The sequence below is a fragment of the Rhabdaerophilum sp. genome (assembly GCF_046092605.1).
In the GTDB taxonomy this organism is placed as follows: domain Bacteria; phylum Pseudomonadota; class Alphaproteobacteria; order Rhizobiales; family Beijerinckiaceae; genus Rhabdaerophilum.
The window spans coordinates 1-17,391 of the sequence record NZ_JBJTDY010000058.1 but is presented as its reverse complement, the minus strand read 5'-3'; the positions used below and the strand labels follow the sequence as shown (position 1 = coordinate 17,391).

At 64.4% G+C, this 17,391-nt stretch carries 15 protein-coding genes; 6 read left to right on the top strand and 9 right to left on the bottom strand.

Annotation, left to right across the window (positions count from 1 at the left end):
- Positions 1–1,476, top strand: a 1,476-nt coding sequence (locus tag ACKODO_RS05040; protein WP_408982359.1) for a UxaA family hydrolase, incomplete at its 5' end; no start/stop codon positions are given.
- A gap of 179 nt (positions 1,477–1,655) precedes the next feature.
- On the top strand, positions 1,656–2,933 hold the full coding sequence (locus ACKODO_RS05035; RefSeq protein WP_408982358.1) for a patatin-like phospholipase family protein: 1,278 nt from the start codon (positions 1,656–1,658) through the stop codon (positions 2,931–2,933).
- Between the two features lie 167 nt (positions 2,934–3,100).
- On the opposite strand, the gene ACKODO_RS05030 is transcribed toward ACKODO_RS05035, so the two are convergent.
- A complete protein-coding gene (locus ACKODO_RS05030) occupies positions 3,101–3,964 on the bottom strand; it encodes an ABC transporter substrate-binding protein (RefSeq protein WP_408982357.1) in 864 nt (287 codons plus the stop codon).
- A 195-nt stretch (positions 3,965–4,159) separates the two neighbouring features.
- Here ACKODO_RS05030 and rpiB point away from each other — a divergent pair, with 195 nt between their 5' ends.
- Complete coding sequence (gene rpiB / locus ACKODO_RS05025; protein WP_408982360.1) at positions 4,160–4,606, top strand: ribose 5-phosphate isomerase B; 447 nt, start codon at positions 4,160–4,162, stop codon at positions 4,604–4,606.
- Between the two features lie 33 nt (positions 4,607–4,639).
- Here rpiB and ACKODO_RS05020 read toward each other — a convergent pair whose 3' ends face one another.
- The 6 genes from ACKODO_RS05020 to ACKODO_RS04995 all read right to left on the bottom strand — a co-directional run bounded on the left by ACKODO_RS05020 (position 4,640) and on the right by ACKODO_RS04995 (position 10,910).
- Positions 4,640–5,110 (bottom strand): DUF2269 family protein, encoded by a 471-nt coding sequence (locus ACKODO_RS05020; RefSeq protein ID WP_408982356.1) that lies wholly within the window; start codon positions 5,108–5,110, stop codon positions 4,640–4,642.
- Positions 5,111–5,244: 134 nt separating this feature from the next.
- Positions 5,245–6,183 carry a dihydrodipicolinate synthase family protein gene (locus tag ACKODO_RS05015; RefSeq protein ID WP_408982355.1) on the bottom strand — a complete coding sequence of 313 codons (939 nt, stop codon included), beginning with the start codon at positions 6,181–6,183 and terminating at the stop codon, positions 5,245–5,247.
- A gap of 222 nt (positions 6,184–6,405) precedes the next feature.
- On the bottom strand, positions 6,406–7,269 hold the full coding sequence (locus ACKODO_RS05010) for a DUF296 domain-containing protein (RefSeq protein WP_408982354.1): 864 nt from the start codon (positions 7,267–7,269) through the stop codon (positions 6,406–6,408).
- 1 nt (position 7,270) lies between these two features.
- On the bottom strand, positions 7,271–8,899 hold the full coding sequence (locus ACKODO_RS05005; RefSeq protein WP_408982353.1) for an acyl-CoA synthetase: 1,629 nt from the start codon (positions 8,897–8,899) through the stop codon (positions 7,271–7,273).
- Positions 8,896–10,080, bottom strand: a complete 1,185-nt coding sequence (locus ACKODO_RS05000; RefSeq protein WP_408982352.1) for an acetyl-CoA acetyltransferase — start codon at positions 10,078–10,080, stop codon at positions 8,896–8,898. The genes ACKODO_RS05005 and ACKODO_RS05000 overlap by 4 nt, the downstream gene beginning before the upstream one ends.
- Positions 10,077–10,910: an IclR family transcriptional regulator gene (locus ACKODO_RS04995; protein ID WP_408982351.1), complete on the bottom strand. Its 834-nt coding sequence runs from the start codon at positions 10,908–10,910 to the stop codon at positions 10,077–10,079. Before ACKODO_RS04995 ends, ACKODO_RS05000 begins: the two co-directional genes overlap by 4 nt.
- A gap of 181 nt (positions 10,911–11,091) precedes the next feature.
- Between ACKODO_RS04995 and ACKODO_RS04990 the strand changes: the two genes are divergently transcribed.
- A complete protein-coding gene (locus tag ACKODO_RS04990) occupies positions 11,092–11,928 on the top strand; it encodes an SDR family NAD(P)-dependent oxidoreductase (RefSeq protein ID WP_408982350.1) in 837 nt (278 codons plus the stop codon).
- Positions 11,929–11,934: 6 nt separating this feature from the next.
- Here the strand turns inward: ACKODO_RS04990 and ACKODO_RS04985 are convergent, their stop codons facing one another.
- Together ACKODO_RS04985 and ACKODO_RS04980 are read right to left on the bottom strand one after the other, a co-directional pair.
- Positions 11,935–12,954, bottom strand: a complete 1,020-nt coding sequence (locus ACKODO_RS04985; protein WP_408982349.1) for a TRAP transporter substrate-binding protein — start codon at positions 12,952–12,954, stop codon at positions 11,935–11,937.
- 113 nt (positions 12,955–13,067) lie between these two features.
- A complete protein-coding gene (locus ACKODO_RS04980; protein WP_408982348.1) occupies positions 13,068–14,933 on the bottom strand; it encodes a TRAP transporter large permease subunit in 1,866 nt (621 codons plus the stop codon).
- Between the two features lie 731 nt (positions 14,934–15,664).
- Here ACKODO_RS04980 and ACKODO_RS04975 point away from each other — a divergent pair.
- Positions 15,665–15,922, top strand: coding sequence for a DUF4212 domain-containing protein (locus ACKODO_RS04975; protein WP_408982347.1), 258 nt, complete (start codon positions 15,665–15,667; stop codon positions 15,920–15,922).
- Positions 15,923–15,934: 12 nt separating this feature from the next.
- Positions 15,935–17,391, top strand: a 1,457-nt coding sequence (locus ACKODO_RS04970; protein ID WP_408982346.1) for a VC_2705 family sodium/solute symporter, incomplete at its 3' end; no start/stop codon positions are given.

Below are 17,391 nucleotides of genomic sequence, written 5' to 3'. Positions count from 1 at the left end.
GTGGTGATCGCCGTGGATGTGCTGCCGGAGGGACAGATCATCGAGGGCGTGCGGGTGAAGGTGCGCATCCCGCGCGGCCACAAGCTTGCGATGAAGGGCATCGCGCCAGGCGAAGCAGTGCTGAAATTCGGCCAGATCATCGGCTTTGCCTCGGCTCCGATCGAGCCGGGCGACTGGATTCACGAGCATAACTGCGCGTTTGCCGCTTTTGCGCGGGACTATCGCCACGCGGAGGATGGCCGCGAGCCCGATATCCTGCCGCTCGAGGCGCAGGCGACCTTCCAGGGCTATCGCCGCGCCAATGGCACCGTGGGCACGCGCAACTATGTGGGCATCCTCACGAGCGTGAATTGCTCGGCTTCGGTCGCGAAGTTCATCGCGGAGGAGATCAACCGCTCGGGGCTCCTGCGTGATTTTCCGAACATCGATGGCGTCATCCCGCTGGTGCATTCCACAGGCTGCGGCATCGCCGACAAGGGCGAGGCAATCGATGTTCTGAAGCGCACCACCTTCGGCTATGCCGCGAACCCGAACATGGGCGCGTCAATCCTCGTGGGGCTCGGCTGCGAGGCCTTCCAGATCGGAAAGTTCAAGGAAGCCTACGGGCTTTCGGAGGGCGATCGCTTCCGCACGCTGGCCATTCAGGAAACCGGCGGCACGCGAAAAACCGTCGAGGCGGGCATCGCGGCGATCCGCGAGATGCTGCCGGCCGCCAACCGCGTGCAGCGCGAGACAGCGCATGCCGGCGCGCTGATGCTCGCGCTGCAATGCGGCGGCTCGGATGGCTATTCGGGCATCACGGCAAATGTGGCCCTGGGCGCGGCGGTGGATATCCTCGTGAAGCATGGCGGCACGGCCATTCTTTCCGAAACGCCGGAAATCTATGGCGCGGAGCATCTTCTCACGCGGCGCGCGCGCAACCTGGCGGTGGGCGAGAAACTCGTGGAGATCATCCACTGGTGGGAGGATTACACCTCGCGCAACCGCATGAGCATGAACAACAACCCCTCCCCCGGCAACAAGGCGGGCGGGCTCACCACCATTCTCGAAAAGTCCCTCGGCGCGGCGGCGAAGGGCGGCACCACGACGCTGAACGCCGTCTATCGCTATGCCGAGCCCGTCACGGAGAAGGGGTTCGTCTATATGGACACGCCGGGCTATGACCCCGTAGCCGCCACCGGGCAGGTCGCGGGCGGCGCGAACCTGCTGGCCTTCACCACGGGCCGCGGCTCGGCCTATGGCTGCAAGCCAACACCCTCGATGAAGCTCGCGACGAACAGCGAGATCTTCCACCGCATGATCGACGACATGGACATCAATTGCGGGGATATCCTCGATGGCGCGAGCATCGCCGGGAAGGGGCAGGAGGTCTTCGATCGCCTGCTCGCCATCGCTTCGGGGGAGCGCACGAAGAGCGAGCTTCTCGGCTATGGCGATGCCGAGTTCGTTCCCTGGCAGATCGGCGCCACGATGTAGCCGAGGTGCCCGCGCGGCGCACGCGGCATCGCAGAGCATCCGTTGCCTGCGCATCGGGGTGTGCATCGCGGCTTATTCCCGCTGGCGGATACCCCATGACGCTTGGCGAATCCGGTCCATTCGGATATGGCATTTCGACTGTTCCGGTCGAACATGATGTTCAAGGCGGGGAATCGGGAATGACGGTCGCCGCGGCGAACACAGAAATCGGCTGGAGCAAGCCCGCCATGTCCATGAGGGTGCTGCGCTGGCAAAGACGGGCCTTTGGATTGGCTGCCGCTCTCGCACTGGCTTTGCCGGCCACAGGGTGCATGACGACCGAACAGACCGCCGCGCAGGCCTCGTCGTCGCTTCCGGCTTCCGACCTCGCCGCGATCCGCTACTTCGCCGATTCACCTCCGTCCGATCTGGTTCCCAAGCGCCGTGCCGGCGACCGACACACGGTGCTGGCGCTTTCGGGCGGTGGGCCGGACGGTGCCTACGGCGTCGGCGCGCTGGCGGGCTGGTCGAACGCGGGAACGCGGCCGGCTTTCGATGTCGTCACCGGCGTCAGCACGGGAGCGCTCATCGCACCCTTCGCCTTTCTCGGCCGGAACTACGACGAGTTGATCGCAGGGCTCTATACCGGGCCGAAGATCGCGGGGCTACTCGACGGCGGCGTCGGCAATCTGGTCTGGCAGCCTGGCCTCTACCGACATGAGCCACTGCGCGCGCTCATAGACGAGCATATCACCGACGATCTGCTTGTGCGCATCGCACGCGAACACCGCAAGGGGCGCCGCCTGCTGATCGCCACCAGCAGCCTTGATGCGCAGCGCGTCACCGTTTGGAACCTCGGTGCTCTGGCCGATTCCGAGCGGCCTGACCGTCTCGCCCTGTTCCGTGACGTGCTCACGGCCGCGATCAGTGTCCCTGTCCTGTTCCCTCCCGTGCCGCTGCCCGGCGCACGGCCTGGCGAGTTGCACGCAGATGCCGGCGTGCTGCGCGGCTTCTATTCGGGGCTGGAACTCTTCCCCGGCGCGGGGCTCGGCTGCGCGAGCAGGCGTCAGCCATGCGCTCTCTACGTGATCATTCACAACAAGCTCTACCCGGAGGCGCGCGAGATCCCGGCGCGCATCGGCACAATCGGCAGCTGGGCAGTGGCAAGCATCATCAAATCGAACCTGATGCTGGCTCTCGAAAACGCGCAGCAGAAGTCGCGGGAGAATGGCATCCGCTTCGGGATGGCCTATCTCGATACCGACCGGCCCGGCGTCTCCCCCATCGATTTCGATATACCCTACATGCAGGCGATGTATGCGCTGGGGCATGATCGAGCGCGCCGGCCGGATTTCTGGCGCGGCACGCTGCTGCCACCGAAGGGGCCGGCTCCGGCGGCAGCACCCGTCGCGCCGCCTGTGTCGGCTGCGCCCTTGCTCGCGCATGATCCCGCCCGTTCGGCCGCGCTTGCGCCTTGAGAAGGCTCGCGGACCTGCGGAATCTGCCCTGGGAGGCGGCCCGCCCTTGATCCCTGCGCGCAGCTTGGCGTCAGCTTCCTTCGACAGGCTGGCCCGGATCGCGATCCAAGCGAGGGAAGTGGCGGCATCCGCCTTCGGGCATGGGCCGAACGGAAAGTGGAGAGGGTTCAATCCGGGTCACGCGGCTTGAGGCGGCTCACCTGCCGCGCGAGGCTCCGCATGGCCTCGCCCAGCATCGGCCCGCCGCAGACCGTCAGACGCTCCGGCACGACAAGACGGCGCTCGGCCGGAAACATGGCCTGAAGGGCCGGGTGCAGCAACATGGCGCGGCCCTGGTCCTCGGGATGGTCATCCTCGCGCGAGAGCAGGATGGCATCCGGGCGCAAGGCGATCACCTGTTCGAGACGGACGATTCCGCCTGCCGCGAGGCCCAGTTCGCCTGCGGCATTCACAAGGCCCGCTTCGGCCAGAAGCTCGCTGATCAGCGAATCCGCGCCGGACACCCAGCCGCGACGGGCAAGCGGCAGGATGCGCAGCTTGCCAGGCGATGCCGCCGCCCGCAATTCCCGGATCGCAAGGTCGATCTCGCCGATGCGGATCGCGGCTTTCTCGCGCGCTCCCGCTATCTCGCCGAAGCGGGCGATCTGCGCGCGGGTTTCCGCGAGCGTGCGCGCAGGCGGAAACTCCTCGATGGGGATGCCCTGCCGACGGATGAATTCGCGCGTCGCACGTTTCGTGAAGGTGCCGGAGACCACAAGATCAGGCCTGATCACCATCACTTCCTCCGCCGTGCCGGAGAGGATCGGCAGCCCCTGCACCTGCCCCGCAAGGAAGGACTGCGCGGCATCGGCCGCAAAGGGGCTCAAACCGGCAATCCGCTCGCGCGGCGCGAGATCCAGCAGAAGCTGGTCCGTGCACAGGTTGAGAGAGACCACGCGCTCCGGCTGCCGATCCTGCGCCGCCACGGGTGCCGCCAGCAGCATCGCCAGTGCGGCAAGACAATGCGGAAGGGCCTGGTCCCGTCCTGGCATGCGACTTTCCCTTCGCGGGTCGCGCCGGCGATTCCGGTCGCGAGGGCCCGTTGCATGAAATAACCGCCGATGGCGATCCTGTCAGCCGGTGAAGCGCGGTCTGTTGCACCGGCTGGCGACTTCCCTGTCCAGAAACACGCGGGATTCGACAAGAAAGGTCTGGAATCCGTCGCCTTCTGGCGCTAACCGATGCGCATGACCCAGAAGCGCATTGTCCTCTCCAGCGATCACGCGGCGATCCCGCTCCGGCGGGCCATTGCCGCCCATATCGCGGCCAGGGGCTGGATTGCCGTGGATATCGGGCCGGTGACGCCGGAAAGCACGCCTTACCCGCACCATGCCGAGGCCGCCGCGCGCCACGTGGCCTCGGGGGATTGCCGCTTCGGCATCATCCTGTGCGGCACGGGCCAGGGCATCATGATGGCCGCGAACAAGGTGAAGGGCATTCGCTGCGGCGTCTGCCTCGAACCCTATTCCGCCCGGATGATCCGCGAGCACAACGATGCCAACATGCTTTCGCTCGGCGCGCGCGTGGTGGGGGAAGCTCTTGCGCTGGCGATTGTCGATGCCTTCCTAGAGGCGGAATTCGAAGGCGGTCGCCATGCCGAGCGCGTGGCGATGATCTCCGCCCTCGAAGGCTGAGGGAACAGCGCAATCAAACCTGCGGCAGCCGGCTCAGCGGCTTCCGAGGCGTGGTCGCCAGATGCCGAGCGCGATCTGTGCCGCCGAGAGCGCGAGGATGGCGCCCAGCGCCATCCATTCATTCGCGATGATGCCCGCCAGAGCCTGCGCATCGCCACTGCCGCTCGCGATCCTCTGTGCCTCCTCCGCCGCGGAATTCGCCCTGGCCTGGACGATGGCGAGCGTGCCCTCGAACATGCTGAACCCGAGGAGCGCCTTGGCCCATACCCAGCGCGGATCCTGAAACGGCCGGTGCACCATCATCGCCACGATCCCGGAGACAAGCCCCACGCCCAGAGACGGAAAGAGCATGTAATTCGACAGAGCGCTCAGCGTCTGGCGCATCTCGGCATAGGATTGCGGGGTGGATTGAGGCGCGAAGGCCAGCACCACGATGTAGGCTGTCAACGCTCCCACGAGGCCACAAGCCGCAACGGTGTGGAGAAACTTCACCAGTTTGCGCATGCCATGCTCCTGCAACAAGCAGCCCGGCGTCATTGCAACGGGGCGGGGCGCCGGCTCGAAAAGCCGTCGCCCAAGGATGTGGGTCTGCTGCTTCCGGCCGCAAGGGGGAGCGGCAAAGGCTGGCCTTCGCGAGATCAGTCCTGCCTGCTCCAGGCGGCGTACCATGCCTTGAAGAGCTTGTGCTGCGCCTCGAGGAAGCCCTTCTGGCTGGGCGAGAGCGCATCCGTCGGGTTGAAATGCAGCGCATATTCCGGGTGCCCTTCCAGCACCATCAGGTGCTTGTAGAAGAGCACCAGATCCGCCCCCTCATCGAAGGTCGAGAGCACTTTCAGCGCGCCTTCCAATTCCTGCGCCTGCCGCCGCGCAACCGGATCGCCCTTTTGCGCCGCCTCGCAGAGCCGCGCGAGGTGCAGAACCTCCTTCGGCAGCGCATTGCCGACGCCGGTGATCGCGCCGGTCGCGCCACAATTCACATAGCCATGGAAGACCTCGGTATCGACGCCGACCATGAGCGTGAGTTTCTCGGAGCGGTTCACGATATGCTCGGCCGCGTAGGACATCGCCCTGGCGCTGCCGAATTCCTTGAACCCCACGAGATGCGGATAGCGCTCATGCAGGGCGAAGAAGAGATCGGCCTTGGTCTCGAAACCATAATACGGGCTGTTGTAGATGACCGAGGGCAGGTCCACCGCTGCTTCGAGAATGCCTGAGAAATGCGCGAATTGCGCAGCCGGCGAGGTGCCGCGCGAGAGCACGCGCGGGATGACCATGAGCCCCGCCGCACCCACCTTCTTCGCATGCGCCGCGAGCGCTGCCGCGCGCATCGGGTTCTGCGCGCCCGTGCCGACGATCACCCTGATGCCGGCCTTCACCAGACGCTCCACGCCCTCCATGCGCTGCTCGTCGGTGAGCAACGGCCAATCACCCATCGAGCCGGCATAGATCACGCCGGACATGCCCTGCCCCGCAAGGTGCTGGCCCATGCGCACGAGCGCATCGAAATCCGGTGTCCGGTCCGGCTTGCAGGGGGTCATGAGGGCCGGCATCACGCCGGAAAAGACGTCTTTGGACATGGCTTGCTTTCCTTCTCCTGCCACCCGGAGGCCCAGCAGGCATTGAATGTGGGGTATTTCGTAGATTGTATAAAATTGACAATCAAGCGCTTTCCGGGGGCTTCCGGTGATGATGAACCCCGCCCTCTCCCGCATGCTGCCCGAAGCGATCGTCGGGCATCTTGGGCGGATCGCGGGAGAGCCAGAGCCCTGCAGGGCTCTGCCAGCAAGGGCTTGGCCGGTTCAGGCTTCGGCGAGAATGAGCTCGAAGGTCATCAGCACGGGGTTTGCGCCGCGCTTCAGGCGGCCCTCGGCAAGGTCGCCGGTGAGATCGACCAGCGCCGCATCGATCCGCGCCCGCAACTCGCCATCCGCATCCGGTTCGACAAGCCCGCGCGTGATGCACACTTCCGTCGCGAAGGGTTCGGTCACGCGCCCATCCTCGAAGGCGGAGCCGATCAGCGAGCCGACCCCGCCATGGATCACCGCACGGGCAAGGCCCTGCTCACGGCAGAAACCTTCCAAAGCCGCGTGGAAGCACTGGTTGGGCCGAAGGCGCAGGGCGAAGGCGCGCGCGCCATCGGTCATTCTTGTCGCTGAGGGAACGGGGCCGAAGAGCTTGAAGTTCGTTTCCGGATCGGGGTTCGCCTCGAAGAGCGCGCCATCGATTCCGAAGGCCGGGACGGTCGCATCCTCCGCAAGGATGGTTTCATCCGGCAGGATATGCCCGCCAGAGCGCTTGCCATCGGCCTCGCGCCAGATTGCGTGGCAATGGAAGAAGGGCCCGCCATCGCGCCGGCCGAAGGTCAGCGCACCGCATTCCAGCCGGCTGATGCCGGAGGGGCGGAAGGTCTCCGAATAGAAGGCCGCGTTCTGGCCGTCGCGGCTCAGAGCCGGCATCACATAAGCGAAGGGCGATAGCGCCAGCGGGCCGAAATTCAGCGTTCCGCTGGCAAATCCGGCGGGGGCGAAGCCTTGCCGCACGGCCTCCAGCAGAGAGAGGCCCGCCTCGAGCCGCATCGGAAAGGCGCGGCCGCGCCCTTCCACCGCGACCACGCGCGGGGACAGAGCCGGGCCGGGCTGCCGGATGAAGGAGGGGCGCGCCATATCAGATGAGCCCTTCGCCATCGATCAGCCCACGCGCGACGAGTTCGTCCTTCACCAGGCGCTTCGGCACCTTGCCATAGCCGGATTTTGGCAGCGCATCCCAGAAGAAGAAGCGCTTCGGGAGCTTGTAGCGCGGGATTTTCGAACTCAGGAACTCGGCGAGCGCGGCTTCTTCCACCGGCTCGCGCGTCACGCAGACTGCAACGCCCACTTCCCCCCAGAGCTTGTCCGGCACGCCCAGAACCGCCACCTCGACCAGCGCCGGATGGGTCAGGATCTTCTCCTCGATCTCGCGCGGATAGATGTTCGAGCCGCCGGAGATATACATGTCGGAGGCGCGGCCCGTGATGTAGACAAAGCCCTGCTCATCCATGTGGCCGAGATCGCCCGTGCGGAACCAGCCATCACGGAAGGCTTTCGCATTGGCTTCGGGGTTGTTGTAGTAGCCGGCGAAGACGGCCGGACCGATGACGCAGATCTCGCCGGTCTCGAAGGGTTTCAGCTCCTCGCCCGCATCATTCTGGATCGAGACCTGCATGCCCGTGCGCTCGAAACCGCAGGTGCCGAACTTGGTGTTCGCGCGATCCTCCGGATCATGCAGGGCAGGCGGCAGCACGGTGATGTTGCCTGTTACCTCACCCAGACCGAAATACTGCGTGATGACCGGCCCGAGCTTCGCAAGCGCGAATTTCTGATCTTCCCGATACATGGGCGCCCCGGCATAGATGACCGAGCGCAGCGAGGAATGGTCGAAGCGATCCACCGAAGGGTGCTCCACCAGCATCTTCAGGATGGTCGGCACCGTGAACATGTTGGTGACGCGGTGTTTTTCCACCAGCCGCCAGGCTTCCTCGATATCGAATTTCTCGGTCGGCAGGAGGATGGTCGTCGCGCCCCGCGCCACGATGTTGAGCTGGTGAACGCCAGCCCCGTGGCTCAGCGGCGCCACCACGAGCGAGGAATCCGCTTCCGTCGCGCCCGGCAGCAGATCGCAGAGATGGTTGGTGAGGACGAAGGCCATCTGGCCATGCGTCAGCACCGCAGCCTTCGAGCGGCCCGTGGTGCCCGAGGTGAAGAAGAACCAGCAGGGATCATTTTGCTCCACGGGCGCATCCGGCACCCCCTGCCCCCCGAATGCGGCCATGCGCCCGGAGACATCCGCCTCCCCGAAACGCGTGTCGCGTGCCTGCTCGTCAAGCCGCCAGATGAATTCCACGCCCGGCACATTCTGTGCCACGCTTGCCGCGTGATCGGGGTAATCCCCATGGCAGAGAAAGCCCTTCGCGCCGGAAAATTCCGCCAGATAGATCACTTCCTCCGGCATCAGGCGGAAATTCGTCGGCACCCAGACCGCGCCGAGCTTGAAGGCCGCGAAAAGCGAGAAGAACATCTGCGCGGTGTTCTTCGAATGCACGATCAGCCGGTCGCCCTTGCCGAGGCCGCGGGCCTGCAGCGCGGCGGCCAGCGCGTTCACCTCGCGCTCCACCTCCAGCCATGTCCAGCTCTTCTCGCCCCAGACAAGGCCATGCCGATCTGGAAACCGCCGTGCATTCTGCCGCAGCACATGGGCGAGGTTCATCACCCGGTTCGAACAGCGGGCAAGCCCGCCCTCGGGATGGTCGGCGGTCATTTCAGGCGCTCCAGGATCGACACATAATTGGCGACGGCAGCGCCACCCATGTTGAACACGCCCGCGAGATTCGCGCCGGGCAACTGCATCTCGCCGGCCTCGCCGCAAAGCTGCATCGCGGCCATCACATGCTGGGAAACCCCCGTAGCGCCAATGGGATGCCCGCGCGACTTGAGCCCACCCGACAGGTTGACCGGCAGGCGACCGCCCCGGCTTGTCACGCCCTCGCGCACCACCTTCCAGCCCTCGCCGGGCCTGGCGAGGCCCATCGCCTCGTATTCGATCATCTCGGCCATGGTGAAGCAATCATGCGTCTCGACGAGATCGAGATCGTCGAGGGTGATGCCCGCGCGCTCCTTCGCCTGGCTCCAGGCCCGGCGCGCGCCCTCGAAGGCAATCATGTCGCGGCGCGAGAGCGGCATAAAATCATTCACATGCTCGCGCGCCCGGAACGTGACGGCGCGGCGCAATGTGGCCGCGACTTCCGCATCGGCCAGAACGAGGGCGGCCGCCCCATCCGAAACCAGCGAACAATCCGTGCGGCAGAGCGGGCCGGCGACATGCGGATTCTTCTCCGAGACCGTGTTGCAGAAGGCGAAGCCGAAATCCTTGCGCATATGGGCATAGGGGTTCGCGAGGCCGTGAACGTGGTTCTTGGCCGCGATCATCGCCAGTTCCTCGGACCGATCCCCGTGGCGCTGGAAATAGCTGCTGGCGATCTGCCCGAAAATGCCTGCAAACCCGGCCTCGACCCGGTCCTCTTCCATGCGATAGCTGCCCGAAAGAAGAATATCCCCCACTTCGGCGGCGGGCGTCGCGGTCATCTTCTCGGCACCGATCACGAGCGCGATCCGGCCGCGCCCGCTTTCGATGAAATCCATCGCGGCATGGATGGCCGCCGAGCCGGTCGCGCAGGCATTCTCGACATGCATGGCCGGAGTATGGGCGAGTGCCGGCATCGCGACGCTCACGAGACCCGCCTCGAAGCCCTGCTTCGAGAAACCGCAATTCAGCACGCCCACGGTCACGAAATCGATCTCGGCGGCGCTCACGCCCGCATCATCCAACGCGCCCTCAGCCACTGCGCCGATCAGCCCCTCGATATCGGGGATGTCAAGCTTGCCGAAGGGCGAATGGCACCAGCCAACAATGGCGGCGCTCCGGCGGAAGGTCTCGGTCATGGCTGGGTCCTTTTGCGCGCGGCAGGGGCGATTTGAGGTTGCGGCATGGCATCACCCGCCAGGCGCTGCTCCACGAGCTCAACTTCCCGGGCAAGAAGGGCGACAAGCTCAGGCTCGCGATCAGGCTGCATTCGGCTCTCGACCGCAGCGAGCGAAAGGCACGCGACCACCTGGCCGGAAGGCTCGCGGATGGCCATGCCCATGCCCCAGGAACCAGGGAAGAGAACACCGCGATTGAGGCTGTAGCCCCGCGCGCGGCTTTCCTTCACGAGATCCGGCAGAAGGGGCCAGAGCATGGGATAACGCTGCGCCAGCGCAGAATGACAGGCCGCGAGATAGGCCTCCGCCTCCGCCTCCGGCATCGCGCCGAGAATGGCGAGCGGCCCGGCACCCGCGCCGAGAAGGTGGCGATCTCCCGCCTTCAGCACATGCGAGCGGAGGGGATAACCGCCGTCCTCGCGCGTGAGGCAGACCACTTCCTGCCCGTGTCTCACCTGGAGGAAGGCAGCATCGCCCGTTTCCTGCGCGAGCCTTGCGACGCTATCGAGCGCCACACGATGAATGCCGTAACGCTCTGCCGCGAGCATGCCGAGCAGGTAGATCTCGCGGCCAAGGAAGTAGGTGCGGGTGGCAGGGTCCTGCACCACCATTCCTTCCTGCATCAGCGCGATCAACATCCGGCGGCAGGTGGGTTTCGCGAGCCCCGAGGCGCGCACCAGAGCGCCGAGCGAGGCGCCGCACGCGCCGGCTTCCCCCAGCTGCCGCAGCAGGCGCAGGGTCCTGACCGGGCTTTGGGCGCCAAGCCGCTCGACAGATGCGGAACCGGTCATGACCTTTGATCCATCAGTCCACGATATAGAATCAAAATTCGCAGGAAACGCATGAAATTCCGTAATTATTGGAGATTTTTGATCAAAACAATCAGCATTCCGGAAAAAATGGTCTACATCATGGACCATGTGCGAGGAAGTCCATCGACCGGCTTCGCCTCTGCCCCGAGGGAGAGATGACATGAACCAGGCAGTCCGCAACCCCATGCCGCCCTTCCATCCGGGCACGCGCATGGCCGGCAAGGTCGTGCTCGTCCTCGGCGCAGGCTCCTCCGGTCCCGGCTGGGGCAATGGCAAGGCTGCTGCGGTCCTGTATGCGCGCGAGGGCGCGCGCATCGCCTGCATCGACATCCATGAGGCCGCCGCCGAGGAAACGGCGGAGATCATCCGTGGCGAAGGCGGTGAATCGCTGGCGCTTGCCGCCGATGTAACACAACTCGACGCGATCAATCGCGCGGTGGAGGCGACAATCGCGCGGTTCGGGCGGATCGACGTCGCGCACAACAATGTGGGTGTCGTCGTGCCCGGCGGGCAGATGGACCTCACAGAGGAAAGCTTCCAGCGCGGCATCGATCTCAATCTCGGTCCGGTCTGGCGCAGCGCGAAGGTGCTGCTTCCCCGATTTCTGGAACAAGGCGGCGGCGTTTTCGTCAACATTGCCTCGATCGCCGGCATTCGCTGGACCGGCTATCCCTATTTTGTCTATTCCGCGGCCAAGGCCGCCGTGGTGCAGGCCACCAAGGCGATCGCGCTGCAATATGCCGGGCAGAACATCCGGGCGAATGCCGTGCTGCCTGGCCTGATCGACACCCCTCTCGTCCATCGACAGATCGCCGGGGTGTTCGGCGATGTCGAGACATTGATCGCGAAGCGCCATAACGCGGTGCCGACCGGGCAGATGGGCACGGCCTATGATGTCGCGGCCGCGTCCCTGTTCCTCGCCTCGGATGAGGCACGCTTCATTACCGGTGTCACCCTGCCCGTGGATGGCGGGCAGAGCGAAACCATGCGCGGCTGATCGCTCTCAGCCCAGATTGCCGTCCGTTGCCCTATGGAGGATGGCCCAGGCCTCGTCGCCGAATTTTTTCTGCCATTCGGCGTAGAAACCGGCCTTGCGCAAGGCCTCACGGAACGGCCCGGCCTGGGTATCATTGAAAACCATGCCCCTGGCGGTGAGATCCGTGCGCAGGGTTGCGTTCAGCTTTTCGACATCGGCGCGCTGGAGGGTGGCAGCGGCGTTGAGATTGCGTGCAACCACCGTCCGCACATCCTCCGGCAGGCGCTCCCAGGCGCGGCGATTGCCGAGGAACCAGAAGCCGTCCCACATGTGGTTCGTCACGGAGCAGAATTTCTGCACCTCGAAGAGCTTGGCCGTGGCGATGATTGCGAGCGGGTTTTCCTGCCCGTCCACCACGCGGGTCTGCAGCGCGGTGTAGACATCCGCGAAGTTGATGCTGGCCGGCGCCGACTGGAAGGCGTTGAACATCGAGGTCCAGAGCGGGCTCACCGGCACGCGGATCTTGAAACCCTTGAGATCATCCGGGGTGTTGATCGGCCCTTTGGAGCTGGTCATCTGGCGGAAGCCGTTATCCCAGATCTTGTCCATGACGACGAGGTTGGCCTTGCCGATCTGCCCGCGCACATAGGTGCCGAGTTCACCATCCATCGCCTTCCACACGGCATCGTAGTTGGGGAAGGCGAAGCCGATGCCGTTGAGCGATGCATTGGGCACGAGGGTCGAGAGGATCAACGGCGAGAGCGTGAAGAACTCGACGCCGCCCGAGCGCACCTGGCTCAGCATGTCGGTATCCGAGCCAAGCTGGCTCGCCGGGAAGATCTGGATGACCATCCGGCCGTTGGTCTCCTGCCTGATCTTCTCGGCCGCTTCGGTGGCGCGGATATGGACCGGGTGGGTCACCTGCAGGTTATGCGCATATTTGTAGGTGAATTCCGCGGTCTGGGCCTTGCCAAGACCGATATGGAAGGTGCCCAGAGCGGCGCCGGTGGCGCTGGCCTGAAGCAGGGTGCGACGGGAAAGGGTCATGGTTTCCTCCTCGGGTAGCTTTCTGGGGTAGCTTTCTGGGGTAGCTTTGTCTTCTTGGTTGAAACGACAATCTGGCGGCGCGGTGCTGCTCCCTCCCTCAGAGCAGAACGCCCTCAGAGCAGAACGGTGGAAATGGCAGGGACGGCCGCAATCACGATGAGGCCGATGATCAGCGCGAGCAGGTAGGGCCAGATCGCGCCCATCGCCTCATCGGGAGACACGTTGCCGATCTTGCAGGCGATATAGAAGCCGATGCCAATGGGCGGTGCCATCAGCCCGATATTCATCGAGGTGACCACCACCATGGCGTAATGCACATCATGGATGCCGAGCTTCTTCGCGATCGGGAACATCAGCGGCGCCATCAGCACGATGGCCGGCAACCCTTCGAGGAAGCAGCCGAGAATCACGAAAACCACGATCGTGATGGCCATGAAGCTGATCCAGCCGCCCGGCAGGCTCTGCATCCAGAGCGCGAGCTGGTTCGCAAAGCCGGTCTGGGTCAGCGCCCAGGCCATGGCGAGCGCAGTGCCGAGGATCATCAGGATGGCGCCGGAAAGTGCGGCCGTTTCCACCAGCATGCCATAGAAGGTGCGCCAGCCGATCCCGCCGTAAAGCACGATGCCGACGACCATCGCATAGAGCACCGCGATGGTTGAAACCTCGGTCGCGGTGGCCACGCCTCCACCCACCGCGCTGCGGATGATGAAGGGCAGCACCAGAGCGGGTGCCGCGACCAGCGCGGTCTTGCCGATGACCGAGAGCGGCGCGCGCTGCACGGCTTCCAGCAACTCGCCGCGGGCACGCCAGCGCGCGAGGATCGCGAGAACCAGCAGCAGCACCATCGCCACCAGGAAGCCGCTGGTGAAGAGGCCCGCGATGGAAACGCCCGCCACCGAGCCGAGCACGATGAGCACGATGCTCGGCGGCACGGTTTCGGCCATAGCCGCGCCCGTCGCGAGCAGCGCGATGAGTTCCTTGGGCTTGTAGCCGCGCCTCTTCATCTCCGGGAAAAGCGCGGGGGCGACGGTCGCCATGTCCGACACCTTGGAACCGGAAATGCCGGAAACGAGGAAGAGCGAACCCAGCAGCACATAGGACAGCCCCGCCCGGATATGCCCGAGCAGGGAGCCGAGGAAATCGACGATCGCCCGACCCATCCCGGTTGCGTCGAGGATGCAGCCGAGCAGCACGAAAACCGGCACCGACAGCAGGATGAGGCTCGACATTCCCTCATCCATGCGACCGATCATCACCAGGGTCGGAACGGTGGTGGTGAAGGTGAGAAAGCAGAGCGTGCCGAGGCCGAAGCAGAAGGCGATGGGCACACCCGCGACGAGGCACACCACCACCACACCGACGAGAAATACCGCGATATTGCCGTAGCCGAGCGCCTTGAACACCGGCATCATCAACCAGAACACGACAGCGCTCGCGCCAATCGCAAGGGCAGCCAGCAGGAGATCGCGCGGGGCGCAGATGCGCAGCGCATAGCGCAACGTGAGCAGCAGCATCGTCGCGATGCCGAAGGGAATGGCCGAAACGCGCCAGCTGTTCGCAATGTTCAGCGCGGGCGTCGAAACGTATGATTCCTCCATCGTGTAATCGATGGCCGGATAGAGCATCGCAGCGAGGAAGACGGCGGCGGCAACCAGGGCAAAGGCCTCGACGACAGCGCGAGGGCGCGACGGGAACATGCCGATGAAAAGCGTGAGCCTCAGGTGCTCGTTCCGGTCGATCGCGAGGGCCGCGCCCAGCATCGCGAGCCACAGGAAGGATGTCGAAGTCGCCTCGTCGATCCAGACGATGGGGAGGGAAAAGACATAGCGCGAGGTGACACCGGTCAGCAGAAGCAGGATGATCGCCACCAGCAGTCCCGCCGCCACGACCTCAAGCGGCCAGATGAACCGCGCGCGATGCCTTTGGGCGTCCGCCTGATCGATCACCGGCGCGGCGACCGCCTGAGACAATTCCGTCATGCTTCCACCCTGCCAGACCCCCGCCGGATGCCCGCCCCGTGAGGCCGGGAGCCCGACTATTCCGCAAGACAGGCGAGCCCGGTTCCGGCGAACGCCCCTCCCAGCGATCTGCAGCAAGGTTCATATTATGGAATGATTGGACTGCAGATCGCGATATCCTAGCCAAAATTCTTGCTCGCGCAACGGAGCGCGCAAGGCCGGGCAAATTTTTTCCATCCCATAGGTCCACATGATAGACCAGCTGGAATCCGTCACCGGGAGCATCCGCGTCCGGGTGGCCGGACGACCGCAGCCTGCCTGATGCGCAGGCCAAAGGGCTGTGATCAAGACGGGGATACGGCTCGACCCCGACTTGAATGATGCGCATCAAGGAAAGGTTGTCCATCTTGCAGACCGAAGGGCGGGGTTCGGTCCCCTCCGCCGACACGATCCTCCCGAGGGCAGGGCCCGGGTCTTCCGCGCCTTGATCACGATTCCCTGAGCCGCAAGAAGTCAGGGCGCATGGGCGACGACCTGTCAGAATTTTTTTCACAGGCGATATCAAAGGCTTAAGAAGAATTAGCCGAAAGTCTTAATGACGAAAGGCATATTTTCTCCATCTTGCCAACTGGGAGAGTGGGCATCGGTCTTTTGCGTGGCGCAATTCGGGCTTCATTGCGATGGATCAAACCGGGGCCTCCGTTCCCCCCGTTCAACGCCGCTTGTGAAATGCGGCAAGGGAGGAAAAGCGAATGGCTAACAATACAGATGAAATCTACTGGCAAAAGACCAGTCGCCTGATGAAAATCATGATGGCCCTTTGGGTCTTCTTCGGCTTCATCGTGCATATGTTCGTGGTGCCGCTGAACGGCATCAAGATCCTCGGCTTCCCGCTCGGCTTCTACATGGCCGCGCAGGGCTCGCTGATCGTCTTCGTCGTCATGTTGTTCTGGTTCGGTAAGGCGCAGGACAGAATCGACCGCGAATGCGGCGTGGCCGAAGAAGAGTAAGGGGAGGCAACCATGGCAGATTCGATCGCAGGCAAGGGTGGCTTCCTCAACAATCTCGGCCGCATCTATGCGCTCTATACGGGCGGCTTCTTCGGCTTCATCATTCTGGTCGGCATTCTCGAGCAGCTTGGCGTGCAGCAGAGATATCTCGGCTACATGTTCATGGGCCTGACCATCCTGGTCTATGCCTTCATCGGCATCGTCTCGCGCACGTCGGATGTGGGCGAATACTACGTGGCGGGCCGCTCGGTTCCGGCCTTCTATAACGGCATGGCGACCGGCTCGGACTGGATGTCCGCCGCCTCGTTCATTGGCATGGCCGGCACGCTCTTCCTCCTGGGTTATGATGGCCTCGCTTTCGTGCTCGGCTGGACCGGCGGCTACGTGCTCGTGGCGGTGCTGATCGCGCCGTTCCTGCGCAAGTTCGGCGCTTACACCGTTCCGGACTTCCTCGCCGCGCGCTATGGCGGCAACGCGGCGCGCCTCTGCGGCGTTCTCGTGCTTCTGGCCTGCTCCTTCACCTATGTGGTGGCGCAGATCTTCGGCACGGGCCTCATCGCCCAGCGCTTCCTTGACATGAACTTCGAACTCGCCTGCTTCGTCGGCCTGATGGGTATTCTGGTCTGCTCGATGCTCGGTGGCATGAAGGCCGTGACCTGGACGCAGGTCGCCCAGTATATCGTGCTCATCGTCGCCTACCTGATCCCCGTGATCTGGATGTCGGCGAAGAAGTTCGGCATCCCGCTGCCGCAGCTGACATATGGTCAGGCGCTGCAGCAGATCGCCACGCTCGAGCAGGAATTCGTCCAGAAGGGTCTAGCGACGCAGCAATCGCTCCTCACAACACATACAGCCCCGTTCACGCGCTACTCGCCCGCGAACTATTTCTGGCTGATCTTCTGCCTGATGGTCGGCACGGCCGCGCTCCCGCACGTCCTGATGCGCTACTTCACGACCCCGTCGGTGAAGGAAGCCCGCCAGTCCGTGGCCTGGTCGCTGCTCTTCATTTTCATCCTCTACTTCACCGCTCCGGCCTATGCGGCGTTCTCAAAGCTTGAGGTCTATTCGACCCTGATCGGCAAGAACATCGCGGATCTGCCGCAATGGGTGTTCAACTGGGGCTCTCTGCCCTCGGCGCCAGGCATTCCGCCGCTGATTTCGATCTGTGGCAAGGCTGCGGCTTCGGCACAGGCCGCGATTGAGGCATGCCGGGCGATTGCCGGGCATCCGGGCGTGCTGCGCTTGCAGGATTTCGGCATCAACACCGATGTGGTGGTGATCTCGACGCCTGAAATCGCAGGCTTGCCTTACGTGATCACGGGCCTCGTGGCCGCCGGCGGTCTCGCCGCCGCGCTCTCCACGGCGGATGGCCTGCTGCTCGCGCTCGCCAACGCGCTGTCGCATGACATCTACTACAAGATGATCAACCCGAACGCGCCGACCAAGCAGCGCCTCGTCATCAGCCGCGC